The organism is Thiocystis violascens DSM 198 (assembly GCF_000227745.2).
Lineage (GTDB): Bacteria > Pseudomonadota > Gammaproteobacteria > Chromatiales > Chromatiaceae > Chromatium > Chromatium violascens.
Genome location: NC_018012.1, coordinates 1639237 through 1653836 on the forward strand (window position 1 = coordinate 1639237; position 14600 = coordinate 1653836).

Sequence of the window (14600 nt, forward strand, 5' to 3'; positions counted from 1 at the left end):
AGATTTTCGGTTTTTCACTCACCGATAATGGCAAAGTTTTCTGTCAGTAAGGAGCTCAGCTGACCCTGATATTGATTCGGGTTGCTGAAGAATTCCTCGCAGGCGGCTTTGAAGTTTGCGAACGTCTCGAAATAGCGGTTGTAAAGCACCTGCTTCTTGAAGAACTTCCACAGCCGCTCGATGAGATTCAAGTTGGGGGCGTACGGCAGGAGAAAGACGAGCTTGATCCGCGAGGTTTTGAGGTACGCCTGGACGGCTTTGGAGCGGTAGTACCGGGCATTGTCGCAGATGACGTAGATCCAGGCCGCGGCCAGATGGAGCGCTTCGAGCTGCGTGAGCAAGGCGATGGTGGACTCGGCATTGATGGTGTCGTCGTAGCGCACGACCTGCTCGAGTTGCTCGAGGTTGATCGCCCCGTTGATGTTGAGGCGCTGGCGCCCCGTGTTGGAGCGCACTTGCGGCTTCTCACCGCGCTTGATCCAGCCGGCGGCGATGACCGGATTGTGCTGCGGATGCACGGCGTCCATGAAGTACACCGGATCCTCCTCACCCTTGGTTTGCTTGAGCTTCTCGTACTCGGCCAGGAAGCGCTTCTGAGCCTGGGCATCGGCCTTGCCTGGGATCAGTTTGGGCTTTTTGTAGACATAGTCGAGACGATGCAGCAGCGCCGTCATCCCGCTCTCGGTGTAGGCCACCTCGAAGGTGTCTTCCACCCACTTGGCGACGGCCTTGGCCGTGAGGTAGACATGCGTCTGCAAGTGCGCGTCGAGGCAAGCAAGCTCAGCCTCGCTGAGCTCGCAGGTGCTGCCGCGATAGGCGAGGTTGACGAGCGCCTTGACGCCACCGTCCTGATAGCGGCGGAAATGAGTGCGCACCGTATTGGGATCGACCTGCAGCACCTCGGCCACCTGCTCCGCGCTCCAGCCCGTCGCGAGCAACACCACGGCTTTGATGCGATCGGCCGCGCGCTTCTCACGCGTGCTCCGATGGGCCGCACGCAAGGCGGCAAGCTCAGCAGCAGGAAGGGTGTAGTCGAGCATGGGCAGGAGAATACACGATTTATTAGGCGGTTACACGAAGGCGCCGAACGAAAATCTCAGATGAGAGAGGTATAGAAGGGATTAGGAAATAGGAGAGATAGGAAATTCAAGGAAACACTGATCAATTCCTCTGGACCCGGCCCTGCCGAGTCGCTGGCAACGAACACGACATACCTCGCTTCCCGGATGAAGCGCGCCAGGCGCTCGGTGGTCTCGGACAGATCAAAATGGAAAACGGGCTCAGCGATCACCGTCATGATCTCGGTGAGCAGGTCTCCGACCAGCGCGGCAATGGCCGGTGCATCTTCAACCACGGCGGTGCGGATCAGCATGCCTTTGACTCCTGGCTTGATGGGTCGTGGGGGCTCGCGCGGGATCGTTGCGCTGTCCTAGCCGATCGCCTGAAACAGGGGGATCCGTTGCTCGTTGGTCATCGGGTTCCGGCGACGCAGGACCAAGTCCTCATTCGAGAACGCCCTTGGCCTGCAAGGCCGCGCGCGTCAACGACTGGCGTAGCGGTAGATCCGCTGCGTCCGGGAGGTCGAAATTCGTCGCGAACACCCAGGTGTCGTCGTGCGTCTCGACGTAGCCAAGATACCAGCCAATCGACGGGCTCGTTCGCGTGGACCAGCCCGTCTTGGCGCGTAGTGTCCAGGCTGGGGTCTGCTCGACGACCATGATGTCGCGCAAGGTTTCATAGGCCTGCGTACTAAAGGGTAGCGTCCGTCGCACCACCTGCTTGATGAAGTCGACCTGCTCGATCGCGCTTATCCGTAGCGAACCATCCAGCCAGAATTCGGTCAGCGCGAAGGGCTCGGAGAGCTCGCCATACGCTGCCTGGCGAATCGCCTCGCGATAGGGCGCGGCGCCCACACGACGTGCCAGGGTTTGATAACACCAGACGCAGGACACTTTGAAGGCGCTGGCGATTGTCTGGTCCCGATTCCAGTCCAGTAAGGCATGTTGCTGGCCATCCCAGGTGAAGCGGTCGTCGGCCCCGGTGATCGCCTTGGCCTTGAGGGCGATCAGGGTATTGAAGATCTTGAAGGTGGAGGCCGGGGAGAAGCGGCGCTGCGCGCGTGCATCATTGTGAATGAAGGTCTCGCCGGTGCGCAGCGAGGACAGCACCAGCGTACCGTCGCGGTCCGCCTGAACAAAGAGCGATGCGATGCCCGAGTCTTCGGCGCGGGCAGAAAAAGACAGCAGAACAGCGACCAGTGTGAAGAGCAGGCGATGCATGAGGATACCCGAGCGAGCAAGGTGGACAGATGGCAGGGCGGTGCTCGCCATCAGGATCAGCGGTGACCGTCCGCTCTGATGGGATGTGACGCACTACCGATACTCTATCCGGTTGCGGCGTCGCGTCAATCGCGATCCGGCGAGCTTCAAGGCACGGTCGGCGCGGCCGCCCGCGGCAAGGTCTCCAGCGTCTCCGTCCATCCCTGCGTCTCGGCCTCGCGATTCGCTCCACCTACCGTCTGGATCTCGCGCAGATCCTCCAGCCGTTTGGCCCTGCGGTTGCCCTGCCCTTCGGTCAGCGTCTCCAGATCCAGGCCGGTTGTGGTCAGGATCAGATCCGAGTCGGTGAGCATGACCAACCACTCGCTCAGATCAATGCGGCTCCAGTCGATCTCGGCGAGCGTCGCAACCGGGATGCCCGCGCAGTTGGGGTGCTTGGCGCTGCCATAGCCGCCCCCGACTTGTCCCCGGATCTGCTCATGGAGGATGCGCGACAGCGGCGAGTGGAAACAACAGTAACTGTCGCGGGATTCGATGCAGGCGCCGAAGAGGTTTTTCTTGCAATAGGCACCGACGCGGTGACAGGACTTCAGTTCGCGTTGCACGCCGAGGGTGAATTCGTCCTCGGTACACTCCCAGATGAGCTGGATCAGGATCATCACGATGGTATAGACGAGGTAGGCCCACATCACCCATTGGATAACGACCGTGATGGCCGGCTGGAGCGCCAGTTGACTGGCGACCGTACCATCGGCCCCGACCGCCACGCCGCGGGTGGCGGCGTCGATGAAGAGGGTGTTAGCGGCCTGAGGGCCGAAGGTCGCGGCGGTCCACTGCACGGTGTCCTGGAGCAACTGCTGCTTGAAGGTCGCGATCAGCCCCTGCTTGGCCGCTTCCGTGGTCACGGCGGTGGTGTTGCCGGTGAGGTTGTTGACCGACGAGGTGAAGGCATCCTTGACCGCCGACCAGGTATCGACCAGCGGCGAGCGCAGGGTCTCCCAGGCACCAAAGGCGGGATTGGCGACCCCAGCCTTCATCAACGACATGGTCACGCTGTCGAGCTTGGCCACCGAGAACATCAGTTGCAGATAGAGCCCGAGCGAAATCCCGCTCGGGCGCTCGCAACAGTTGACGATGCCGCCGACCGCGCGCTTGCACTCCCGCGCCTCGCCCTGGAAAACCTGGCAGCTCCCCGTTGTGCAGTCGGCATCCAGGGATACCATCTCCGCGGCGTTGAGCGCCGCCACCGCCTCGTCGAAGTCGTCCGAGGATTCGGGCTCGATCTGGACGCAGTCGTCCCCCAGGCAGCGGATCGCGCCGCCACAGTCCAGCTCCGAGGTGCGCGCGATGCCGGCGATCACCTGATCGGTGCCGCAGTCGTAGACGACCTGATCGACATAGCAGATACCGCTCTTGCCGGTCGCGGCCTCGGCACACTGACGGCTGATGCGTCGGCATTGAGGATTGGCGTCGAGGACCGCGCAGTTGTTCAGATCGCCGGGATTCTCGGGACAGTGCGTGACGCCATCGGGATCGGTCCAGCAATCCATCCGGCCTTCGTTGAAGCTGGTGCAGTCGAGAGCGACACCAACCTGCATACAGGCAGCACCGATGCCGGAGAATTGCTCCCAGGGCTCGCTGCCGGTTTCGCCCAAATAGGGTGGCGCGACCAGTTCACCTCCGCAGAGCTCTCCACCGGGAACGGGTACGCAATCCGAATCGGGGTTACTGGTGCAGGTCGTGGTGCTGCGGCAGAAGCCGTCCATCACCCGCTCGCGCACCGTCTGCTGACAGGCCGACGAGGCCCAGTTCCACACATCGACCCGCTTCTCCACGCGGCGCACCAGCTCGATGATCGGCTCACCGGTCTCGGGATCGGTGCCGACCTGAACCGGGTCCCAGTAGACTGTGGCATCGAGGGTGCGGGTCGCCGTACAACCGAGCTTGGGTTGGTCCTTGTCCGGGATCAGACAGGCTTCGTACTGGGGCACATGCACTGTCCTGGGACGGCTGAGAAAGGTATTGTCCCAGGTGCAGTCGGCATAGGTCGCGGTGAAGTCATCGAGCGAACTGACGGTCGCGTCGGTGAACGCCCACAGCGGATCGGCGCTCAGGTCGCTGCGCGTTCGCTCGACCGGCGCCAACAAGGTCTGGTACGCCTGACCAGTCGCGGACGAGTCGGCATAGGGCGTGTCGACCAGATCCTGCTGGGTCTGAAGACCCGCTGCTTCCAAGGCTTCCGGATTCCCGTAGAGCACGCTCCAGTCCGTGACATCACCCGCCTCCGCACCAAGGAAATAGATCCGATAGTCGTCGGGCTGATCGAAAGGAGCCAACAGCACTGGATCGCTGCCGAGCGCGGTTCCCAAATCCTGTCCATCGGTCGCCGCCTGATCGAAGTCGAGCGCCCGGCGTAGGTCATCGCCCCAGACCAGCGCCCAGGGGGTCCAGACGATCGAGAAGATCAGGAGCCAGACGAGCGATCTGGCTCCAATCCGCCTCAGCGTCGAAGGGTCACAGCCAGGTGAGACAACAGTCATGCCAGCGCCAGATCAGATAGAGGTGGTCCTCGCCGACCCCAGGAATGTTGCGCCACATCCCCCAGCGGAGCTCACTTTCGCCGATGACGTGATTCGAGTTGGCCTCCGGCAGCGGATAGAACTGGGAGAGTCGATACTGGGTCTTGGGCAGCATCGGCGCCAGGGGCGCGTTGCACAGGGCGGCATCGCCGACGGTCTGCCGCGCCAGTCCACGCCGGTGCAGCGCCGCCAGCACCCGCACGCTCGCCAGGCTCATCTCGGATGGCCGGCCATTGAGCGTCGGGGTGCGTCCGGTGAAGGGATAGAGTCCGCCCCAGGCGCCGGCGCACCAGAATAATTCGTCCAGGGGCTGCTGCGCGGTGGTCGCGGCGGCGGCATCGAGCAGACAGGCGGCCTGGGCCACCGGATTGGCGACGAAGGCCGCTTCCGGATTGGTGAAGAAGGCCAACTCGTCGTTGTTCCAGGTCGGATCCAGCTCGGAGAGATAGAGCAGGTCGAAGTCGGTCAGGTGATCGACGTTGCAGCGGTCCGGAAAGAACAGGTCGAGCATCACCAGCACCGGAAAGGCATAGTAGTGGTAGTTGTAGAACGCCTTGTCTGAGCCGTCATACTCGGCCTGTCCGGGCGTGCCCAGGGTACGCACGCGCCCCAGATCGAGCCGCGCGCCGCCCAGCGCCGGCAGGCAGCCGGGGACGCGGACCAGCTCGACGATGCGTGCCGGTTCCCACATCCCGATCACCACCCCCGGACTCGGGATCCCGCGCGCATCGGGACAGGCACACAGCGCCCGGTCACTGGCGCCACGGGGCACCGGTCCTCCACCGATCGGCGCCCCGGCGATGCGCAGCGGAAAGAGACAGCTCCAGCAGAGGTCGGTGATGAGCTTGGGACCGAGCAGCTCGGCGTCGGGGCAGACGGCGTTGCCGAGGCCAGTGGCGGTCTCCTCTTGGGCACGCACGGTCAGGTGCACCGCGAGCAGTAAACCAACCAGTCCGGCGGCCTGAAGGAAGCGGCAGCTCAGCATTCTGCGCATCCTCAGCCCTCCGGCACCCACTCCGAGACCATCAGGACGCCCTCGCGTGACTCGACCACCGCCGGCACCCGTTCGATCTGGAAGCGGCGCTGAACGTCGGGCGTGAGGAGGTAGAGCGGATCGTGCAAGGCCGTCTGGACGGTGCGATAGCCTTCCCAGCCGGCGGCACGATCCATCTGCGTCGCCAGATAGACCGGGAGGCGCCCCTCGACGCGACTTGCCGCTCCACGCCGCGCGACCTCGGCCACTTGACGTGAGTCGGTCGCATCGAAGACGAAGAGGCGCTGACGGAAAGGCATGAAAGCGAGCGGATCGACGCGCTCACCAGCACGGATCATGGTGGTCCCGTCCGGGAGGGTCACATCGGTCTGAGCCACGAGCGTCAGGTCCAGACGTCGCTCACGAGGCTTCTCCACCACCGGCAGTTCGGCAAAGGCCGCCCGCTCCCAATAGCGCGCCAACGCCACCTCACGCCGGGTGTCCCAGTCGATGCCTGCCAGACGCCGTTGCAGCTCAGCAATCAGATCGGGCTCGCTGACGGCGACGGTGGGACCGCGCACGCCCAGATCACCGCGCCTGCCCTGCCCCACCTGCTCAAGGATCCAGTCCGGACGGCTAATGCCGCTGACACGGGCGACCTCTACTCCTACCCCATCGGTCACGATCAACGTCGGAGCGACCTCCACCAGCGGAGTCTGAAAGGGGCGCGGATCGATCTCGATGCGGGGAAATGCGTCGCTATCCATGTCGTTGCTCGCTTCACGCAGAAGGCCATGGATCTGGCGGATGAAATCACCCAGCGATTCACCGGGCGCCACGCCCCGAAAGACCACCCGCACCTCGGACCGTCCGGCCGCTACAGCGAAAAGCTCGCGCAGCTGAGCCTCACCCAGGGCACGCGAGGCCAGAATCGTCACGGTCAGCCCCTTGCTCGACGGCTCCGTCGCTGTGTCATCTGATTCTGGGGAAGTGGCCGATGGCGCGATGGTGGTCGAGGATCCAGCGTCCCGAAGAGTCACCGACCAGTCGGCAACCGTCTCGTGCTGCTCGATCAGCCAATCGGGACGCGGCGCCGCCAGCGCCTGTTCCTGAATCTGCACCGCCTGATCGCGCAGCGCCGGATCTGGCAGCGCCTCGTCGGCCCAGCTCTCGGCGATAACCAGGGTCGCCAGAGCCCAGATCAGGACCGACACCCATCGCCACTCAGAATAACGCATAGGCCTTCCCGACCATCTGCGTGACCGGGAGAAAGCCCCAGTAGCGCGAGTCGAAGCTGTCGGCGGTCTCGCCAAGCATCCAGAAGTGCTCGACCGGGACGCGCTCGTGACGGATGAAGCTCGCCGGATCGCGCTGCAGCGCCGGGGCCAGTGCCAGTCCTTGCGCCATCGGCATGCCGTTGATCGCGGTCTCGGCGGGCGTGACCGTCACCCAGTCTCCCGGTACCCCGGCGGCGTGCTTGACGAACAGGCGTCCCTCGAAGGCGTCCACCCCCAGCCCCTGCGCGCGGAAGGCCACCAAATCCCCCTGGATCACCTCCTCGGGGCCGGTGAAGGTGTCGATCAGGAAAACGCGCGAGGACTCCAGACATCTGTGCGCCTGCAGATCGATCCCGAGGCGGTAACGGATCGCCCCATAGGCGCCGAGGCCCAGCACCACACCGAGAGCCACGACGGCCAGCACCGCCCAGCGCCAACGCAGCGGCCGGATGCCGGCCCGCCAGCGCCTTCCCAAAAGCCGACCTTGAGCACCTTGCTCAGCCTTACTCGGGCGCATGCGGCACCTCCGTTTCCCGAAGCGTCAGCGCGGGTGGAGCCGCCAGCACCGCATGACGATCCAGGACCAGCACGCCTCGCGCCGCCAGGTGCTCGGCAGCCCGGGTGTAGTCGCGCAGGATCTCCGTCATCTGCGCCGGGTCGACCCCACGGGCGGCCGCGGACAGGTCCAGCAGCAGCACCGGCGGTCGGACATCCAGGGCCAGGGCGAGCTGACGCTGCCACCAGAGGCTGAGCAGGACACTACTACTCGCCAGACATAGGAGTCCGGCGACGAGGACGACCGTGGTCAGCCCCGGTTGTCCCGCGTCACCCTTTGGCTGAGCGGCGTCGGTTGGAACCTTGAACATCCGGGATGCCCGCTCTTCAACCATGCCCACGCTCCGCCAGCAACCTCCGGATCGCCGCGTCGATCGACAAGCCCTGCCGGCGCAGCGCACTGAGCGCTGCCACATCGCGCGGGTGGGTCGAATAGAGCAGCTGACGGAAGGGATCCACCACCAGCCGCCCGATCCCGGCCCCGTAGTCGCTGATGGCCAGGATCTCGGAATAGACGCCGGGGACCGTGTGCACGGTCTTTAAGAGTTCCGCCCCGCCCTCGGTCAGCGGCAGGCGCTTGGCGGCGTGCAGCTGATCGATCGCCTGCGCCGGCTGGGCGAGCAGAAAGGTGTGGGCCGAGTTCTCGGCGATTGCCCGCCCGGTCGGATGGGCATAGAGGTCGTTGAGCGACTGGGTGACCGTGACGGCGGAGCCCCGGTACTTGCGAAAGCGCCGGTAGCCGGTCTCGATGAAGCGGGCGACATCGCCCTGGGTCAGCAGATCCCATGCCTCGTCGATGATCACCAGCTTGGCCTGGTCGCGCTCGCCCAGATACATCGCCTGCTGGATCTGATAGATGAGCTGCAGCAGCACCACCTGCTGGAGGTGCTTGCGACCCTTCAGCTCTTCGAGCTCCAAGACGACGAAGGGCGCGGAGAATTCAATGCTGTTGGGTCCGTTGAAGAAGCGCCCGTACTCGCCCTGGGTGGTAAAGGGATAGATCTGAGTGCCCAAATCGCGCAGCCGGGGATCAGGCTCGGCGCTCAGTGCAGCGGCGATGCCGTCGATGGTCATGGCCGGTCCCTGAGCATCCCACAGGGTCTTGAGCACCCGCTTGAGCCCCGAGAGGGCATCGTCGTCCAGCCCGCCCGAGGGCGCGACCATGGCCCCGACCAGGGCCGCGATCATGTCGGCCTCCTCGTCCCAGTGGACCACCAGCTCGAAGGGATTGAGACAGATCCGCGCCTCGCGGGTGAAAGCCAGAAACTGCCCGTCCAGGGCCTCGCAGAGCTTCTCGTAGGAGCGCCCGACGTCGATCACCCAGCAGCGCCCGCCGACGGACAAGGTCGTGGAGATCAGCTCGTTGGTTAGGAAGGACTTACCAGCGCCCGACTGGGCCGCAATGCAGGCGTTGTAGTTGGAGGCCGAGTCGAACAGCGAGAGGTTCATCAACTGTCCACCCCGGCTGATGAGGTTCAGCACCGGGGTACCGGTCCCTTTCCAGTCCCCGTGCACCGGCATCAGGTTGACCGCGTGCGAGGCCGCCAGGGTGCGGTAGCGCTGCATGTCGCGGATGGCGGTGCGGTCGGCGCCGAAGGGTAGACAGTTGAGGAACAGCGGCAGGGTGAAGAAGCGATCGCTCACCACCTGAAAACCCAGCTTACGCCAGTAGGTGCGCAGGTTCGAGGCGGCGGCGGTTGCCTGGTCCTTGGGCGCGAACAGCACCAATCCCAGATGCGCCCGCACCGGCCGGTCGCCGGCATCGAGACGCTCAAAGAGCACCCGAAAGCCACGCGCCCGCTCGGCCAGGCGCGGCAGGTAGACCGCAATCGGTCCGGTCGCCATGTTGGTCGCCCACTGACTTTGGGTCTGGAGCAGCGTCCGGGTGGTTTCGGGCTCGGGGAAGTGGAGATTGAGACACACCAGCAGGTTGTGCGGGATGCCGCGCGCGAGGCGGTGGCGACCCGGAACGGCGCGTAAGCCAGCCACGGTCGCCGGACCTCTCTCGTCCCAGCGGCCCCTACCGTACTGCCAAGACAACCAATAGCCGGTTCAGCCCGATCTACTGTTCAGATACGCGGACAACCGGTCCAATAGGCGACGATGTCGGTCAGGCGCGAGCGTACCGATGACGCCAAGCAGGCGGCTCTCGGGCAGAACGGCCAAAAAGCCCAAACGAATCAGCGAGGGAGACTTCAGACCGCTGGCGGCATAGTCGGCATGGTCCGCCAGGATCCGATCGTCGAAGCCCGCGATCTCCTGATGCAACTGGGTGCTGACGCCGCAGAACAACCAATCCCGGAAACCCGGCATGCGCCGCAGGGCAATGGTCGGGCGGTTCTTCACGCGCCCGTCAGCTTGGGGAAGCGGTGTCAGAACGACGTCACCCTCGTTCATGTACGTCTCACGTCCGTCAGTGCGTACTCGGGCTCGTCGTCTCCATAGGCATGCGCGAGACCCGTTCCCGCGAGGTCTGCCCAAGGTTCGCGTTCGGCGTCCATTGAAGGCGGCATGACTGTCACCAACAACCGAGCGTTGCGGGGAAGCTGGAACGGCTCATCGAGAATGATCGACTGACCGTCGAAATGGGCGTTCAGGGTAATGTTGGGCATCGAGACCTCTGCAAGCATCATTCGGTAATTGGAAGCCGGCTCTATGTCGTAGAAGGCTGGCGTCTGCCAAGCTCGCCATGAGGCCGTATTAATCATCCTGTTTCTTCGAGAGGATGACCACTGGCCGACGAATCTCAACGCCATTGACGTGCCCGACGGTACCGACACTTTTCGACTCCACCACCTCGCCCCAAGCCTGCTTGACCAGCGAGCAGAGCAGCGCCCAGGGTGTTCGCGGTCCTGGCAGAGCTTCGTAACCAGGCAGACACTGAGAGGGTGTAGACAAAAATAATTGAGCTGCTATTTGTATACCAGTCTACAACTGAGCTGGTGTGCGCTGATGTCGAAAGCTGGTCGTCCCCCCAAGATTCACGAGGCGGAGCAAGCGGTATTGCGTCAAATTGTCACGGATCGCCCGACCTCCACGCTGTCAGAGATTGCCCGGGAACTCGCGGCACGGACGGGAATCGAGGCTCATGAAGCAACGATTCGCAAGTCCTTGCGGGAGGCGGGCGTCACGCGCCTCCGGGGCGAGAGTGGTCTCGAGGCGCAAGCGCGCGCAACGCCGCGTCGGTATGGGTATACGGATGCGCATCGTCGCCACGACCCCGACCAAAGCTACCCAAGTTGTCTGACCGATGCGGAGTGGGACTTGGTCGCCGCTCTCTTTGAGATGCCGGGCGGGCGGGGTCAACCGCCCCGCGTGTCGCGCCGGAGCATCCTGGAGGCGTGTTGCTACGTGGTGCGCACGGGGTGCGCGTGGCGGATGCTGCCGCACGATTTCGCGCCTTGGCAGAATGTCTACAAGACGTTTCGCCGTTGGAGTGCGGCTGGGAAGTTTGAGCAGATGCATGATCGACTGCGGGGGCAATGGCGCGAACGCGAGGGGCGTGAGATCGCGCCGACGGCGGCGGTGCTGGATGCGCAATCGACCCGCGGCTCGCCGCAGGGTGGACCGAGCGGCTTTGATGCGGGCAAGCAGGTCAAGGGGCGCAAGCGCAGCCTGGTGGTCGATACCTTGGGGTTCGTGTTGGCGGTGAGCGTGGTCGCGGCCAATCTTCAGGACCGCGATGCCGCCTCGGGCGCCGTCGCTGACGCGGCCGCCAAGTACCCCCAGATCAACACGCTGTTTGTCGATAGCGCCTACGCCGGTCAATTTGCCCAAACCACCGAGCAGACCCACGCGATCCGCGTGGAAGTCGTGCGCCATCCAGCCAACAAAAGCGTTGGCTCCTGGCACGTGGACGGGGCGCCTGACCGAGTGGTGATCGCCAACGCCGACGGCTTCGTTCCGCTGCCGAAGCGCTGGGTTGTCGAGCGCACCCATGCGTGGAATGAGCGTGCCCGTCGATTGATCATGCATCATGACCGTCTGCCAGCGGTCTCCGAAACCTGGGTTTGGCTGGCGGAGGCGCGCATCCTGCTGCGGCGGTTGACCACAACGGTTTGATTTTGTCTACACCCTCTTAGTGACATGCAACATTTTCGAGAGTGCCGAGACTGTGATGCCTTTACTACCTTTAAGGACTACCGGCAAAGCGCCGGGATCGCCCCCGAGCGCCAAGATGATCGGCACATAGCTCGTGTCACTACAGAACCAATCCGGCTCATCGGCCTGACAAATCAGCGACGCCTGCTCTGTCGCCCAACAGCTCAGAACCTCCAATGGCACCTTCGGAATCGAAGAATCGCGAACCACAGTTTCGATCTCTCCTCCCAAGAGCACGCCTGCAATATGCCCGAGGCGAGAGGTTCTCAACCCGTCGGTTGTCACAACCCCGGGGGCAAGGAAACTTGGAGCAGTCGAGATTGCGGCCCGGCCATAGCGGCGACCGTCCGAACCTTCGAGCGTACACATGTAACTGCCGGTTAGCACATGCTTTTCATTCCCGTCCAGCCACAACCGCTTCAACAGGCCATCAGCAGGCATCGACCACCAGTCGCCAGCCTCAACCACACGGTGAACCCTCCCTAAATCATCGGCTACCTCGACGCTAACATCCAGGGTTGGGCACAGCGCTGCGGCCAGGCGCGCAAGACTGAGCCGAGATCCCTTTGATGTTGTCGTCTGGAACAAAAGCCCCCCTTCGACGCTCGGATCGACCTTCAGACGAACCGCGACCTGCGTCCCGCCTTCCCGCGACGCCCTGTCGCTGGGCGTATCTCGCAGCACCGGCCGCGATGCGAGACCCTGTCGGAACTCGAGCGTCCGGGTGTCGGCGTGACTGGCGTCGTAGCGACGACTGGTTACCTCTACATGGTCGCCAAGCATGAACACGGAGAAAAAACCGATCCCGAAGCGGCCGGCCGGCTTGAGGCCCTTCCCCATCAGACCTGGGTGCTCCCAGCGCATATCGGAGCTGCGCCACAGCGAAGCGCCGAAGTCCAATAGCGTTCCGGTTAGGACACGCGGTCCCATGCCGATCCCGTTGTCGCGCACGTCCAGCCAGATCCCAGTCTCATCCGTGCGCAATGCCACCTGGATCAAACCGTAGTCATCCGGGACGCCGGGCAGACAGCAGCGCCGCGCGCGGATGGCATCGGCCGCGTTCTGGATCAGCTCGCGCAGAGCAACCTTTGGATCGTTCCCATAGAGTTGTTTGCCGCCCAGCTTGGCGACCAGACCGGCCACGTCGGAGACACGCAGACTGGTGTCAACCGGCTGCCAGCCACTGGTCGGCAGTAGGCGCGCGAGTCGTTCGGGAGAGTCCGCGGCCTGTACGCGATTGACGACGAATCGCGGCCGTCCAGTCTCTTCGAGCAGACGATCGACCCCGCGCAGTTCACGATCGATCATACGGACGGTGTCGAAGCACAGCCACCAGGCGTCGGTCTCGTTCGATCCGAACGGACTGCCGGTATAGACCAGAGCGTCGGCGTTGCGACTCGGTTTGCCAAGCCGTTGCTGAAAACGCCAGTGGTCCCTGGAAACACCTGTCGGCCTCGCAAGCGTCCTGAGCCAGCGCGGCGCGCGCCGATGATCGATATGTGCGGCATCGGCCACACGCAGCAGACAGGCAATCTTCAACGGGTCGACTGTCCAAACGGCCGGCAGATCCGTGCCGGCGTTGCAGCAGAGCGGCAGGCGATGTTCCAGATCCACCAGATCCCACCAATGGCTTGCGGCAATCCTGCCGATCAGCGGCCCGTAATACGACCGCAAATCCGAATCCTGAATCAGATGCTCGCCGGCATCCTCAGCCTCCGGCCCAGGCCAGCGGATGACCGCAAGCTGTTCCGCCTGCTTGGCATGCAGCGCACGCAGGGCATCCGGCAATGACTCGTCGAGAATGTCTTGCGGCGGATTGTCGAGCGTCTGAGCTGAAGGCGGCTCGTCACTTCGGCGCCTCAAGGCCATGGCCACCGCATCGCGCCATTCCGGTGTCTGCTTGATCTCGGCCAGTCCGCCTGGATAGGCCGCGCGGCAATGCGCCGCATCATGGAGGAGTATGGCGCCGCCGAGCACGAATGCCTCGGCTGGTGTCAAGTGGAAGTCTTCGCCTGCGATCAGGCTCGCAGTCTCCCAAAGCGCATCGAGGTGAGTGACGTCATGCACCGTCAAGCCAGGGATCTCGGCAGAGATAAGACTCACGAGTGCCGCGACCCGGTTCCGGATGTCGAGCAGAGTGACTCTGAGGCTTTCCCGCGCTTTCTGATTCGGATCGGCGTCTCGACTCGCCAAACTGTCTTTCCAGAGAGATGTTCCCTCAAACTCGAACATGTTCGTCGCTTCCCCTGTCCATCTATTCGTTGATCGATGCGCCAGCTTGAGCCTCGAACGCACGCCAATCAATCTAACAGCGCAGTCCGCCGTGAGTCACGAAGGCCGTAAATCACGCACGATGATGGTGTTTCAGCGCGACCGCAGCGAGCACACTGCCGATCAGCAGCCAGCGGCGCAGGCTAGGCGAGGGGCGCTCCCAGGTCTCGGCGGGCGTGACCGACATCTAACGGCCTCCCGCCCGGCGCAGCGAGGAACGCGCGGGTCGACGCGGCTCCGGCGTTGGACGCCGCACCGCGACATAGAGCACTGCCTGCTCTCCAGGAGCCAGCCAGACGCGTGGCCAGGCGGCCAACGCGACCGTGTCCTAATCGAGGCCCGCGTGACAGGCAGGCTCCTCGATCACCAGCTCGGCATCGGTGGTGTTGCGCGCAAGCGCGGTGATCAGCCAGAGGTTGCCACCTTCGAGGATCTGACCGCGGCGGGTCTCCAGACCCAGCTGGACACAGGTCAGGGTCTCCGAGCGCCGCGCCTCACGCAGGCCGTAGCCCTCGGGGATCTTTTCGCACGCCAGGGCGCGCATGCCCTCGGCGATGGCGCTCAT

13 protein-coding genes and 1 pseudogene are annotated in these 14600 nt (G+C 64.0%); 1 reads left to right on the forward strand and 13 read right to left on the reverse strand.

All coding sequences use genetic code 11. The features are described from left to right. Nucleotides 1–14: 14 nt before the first annotated feature. From THIVI_RS07235 to THIVI_RS07285, 11 genes and pseudogenes are all read right to left on the reverse strand, one after another. On the reverse strand, nucleotides 15–1040 hold the full coding sequence (locus tag THIVI_RS07235; RefSeq protein ID WP_014777963.1) for an IS630 family transposase: 1026 nt from the start codon (nucleotides 1038–1040) through the stop codon (nucleotides 15–17). A 56-nt stretch (nucleotides 1041–1096) separates the two neighbouring features. Then, a complete protein-coding gene (locus tag THIVI_RS07240) occupies nucleotides 1097–1372 on the reverse strand; it encodes a GNAT family N-acetyltransferase (RefSeq protein ID WP_014777964.1) in 276 nt (91 codons plus the stop codon). A gap of 130 nt (nucleotides 1373–1502) precedes the next feature. Next, nucleotides 1503–2279: a class D beta-lactamase gene (gene blaOXA, locus THIVI_RS07245; RefSeq protein ID WP_014777965.1), complete on the reverse strand. Its 777-nt coding sequence runs from the start codon at nucleotides 2277–2279 to the stop codon at nucleotides 1503–1505. A 146-nt stretch (nucleotides 2280–2425) separates the two neighbouring features. Then, complete coding sequence (traN, locus tag THIVI_RS07250; RefSeq protein ID WP_014777966.1) at nucleotides 2426–4819, reverse strand: conjugal transfer protein TraN; 2394 nt, start codon at nucleotides 4817–4819, stop codon at nucleotides 2426–2428. Continuing rightward, nucleotides 4794–5852: a TraU family protein gene (locus THIVI_RS07255; protein WP_014777967.1), complete on the reverse strand. Its 1059-nt coding sequence runs from the start codon at nucleotides 5850–5852 to the stop codon at nucleotides 4794–4796. The genes traN and THIVI_RS07255 overlap by 26 nt, the downstream gene beginning before the upstream one ends. 2 nt (nucleotides 5853–5854) lie before the next feature. Further along, nucleotides 5855–7045: a TrbC family F-type conjugative pilus assembly protein gene (locus tag THIVI_RS07260; protein WP_245537394.1), complete on the reverse strand. Its 1191-nt coding sequence runs from the start codon at nucleotides 7043–7045 to the stop codon at nucleotides 5855–5857. Nucleotides 7046–7055: 10 nt separating this feature from the next. Next, on the reverse strand, nucleotides 7056–7625 hold the full coding sequence (gene lepB, locus THIVI_RS07265; protein ID WP_014777969.1) for a signal peptidase I: 570 nt from the start codon (nucleotides 7623–7625) through the stop codon (nucleotides 7056–7058). Beyond that, nucleotides 7612–7998, reverse strand: coding sequence for a hypothetical protein (locus THIVI_RS07270; protein ID WP_014777970.1), 387 nt, complete (start codon nucleotides 7996–7998; stop codon nucleotides 7612–7614). The genes lepB and THIVI_RS07270 overlap by 14 nt, the downstream gene beginning before the upstream one ends. Next, nucleotides 7991–9652: pseudogene (locus THIVI_RS07275) on the reverse strand (TraG/VirB4 family ATPase); the annotation flags it as partial. The pseudogene THIVI_RS07275 and the gene THIVI_RS07270, both read right to left, overlap by 8 nt. A gap of 63 nt (nucleotides 9653–9715) precedes the next feature. Next, on the reverse strand, nucleotides 9716–10060 hold the full coding sequence (locus THIVI_RS07280) for a type II toxin-antitoxin system PemK/MazF family toxin (protein WP_014777972.1): 345 nt from the start codon (nucleotides 10058–10060) through the stop codon (nucleotides 9716–9718). Next, nucleotides 10057–10371: a hypothetical protein gene (locus THIVI_RS07285; RefSeq protein ID WP_245537395.1), complete on the reverse strand. Its 315-nt coding sequence runs from the start codon at nucleotides 10369–10371 to the stop codon at nucleotides 10057–10059. Before THIVI_RS07285 ends, THIVI_RS07280 begins: the two co-directional genes overlap by 4 nt. A gap of 244 nt (nucleotides 10372–10615) precedes the next feature. Between THIVI_RS07285 and THIVI_RS07290 the strand changes: the two genes are divergently transcribed. Then, entirely contained in the window at nucleotides 10616–11725 is a 1110-nt protein-coding gene (locus tag THIVI_RS07290; protein ID WP_041447215.1) for an IS5 family transposase, read from the forward strand. A gap of 6 nt (nucleotides 11726–11731) precedes the next feature. On the opposite strand, the gene THIVI_RS07295 is transcribed toward THIVI_RS07290, so the two are convergent. Both THIVI_RS07295 and THIVI_RS07300 read right to left on the reverse strand, forming a co-directional pair. After that, the gene (locus THIVI_RS07295) at nucleotides 11732–13996 is read right to left on the reverse strand and encodes an HD domain-containing protein (RefSeq protein WP_014777974.1); all 2265 of its coding nucleotides are present in this window, start codon (nucleotides 13994–13996) and stop codon (nucleotides 11732–11734) included. 367 nt (nucleotides 13997–14363) lie between these two features. Continuing rightward, on the reverse strand, nucleotides 14364–14600 hold the full coding sequence (locus tag THIVI_RS07300) for a hypothetical protein (protein WP_041446879.1): 237 nt from the start codon (nucleotides 14598–14600) through the stop codon (nucleotides 14364–14366).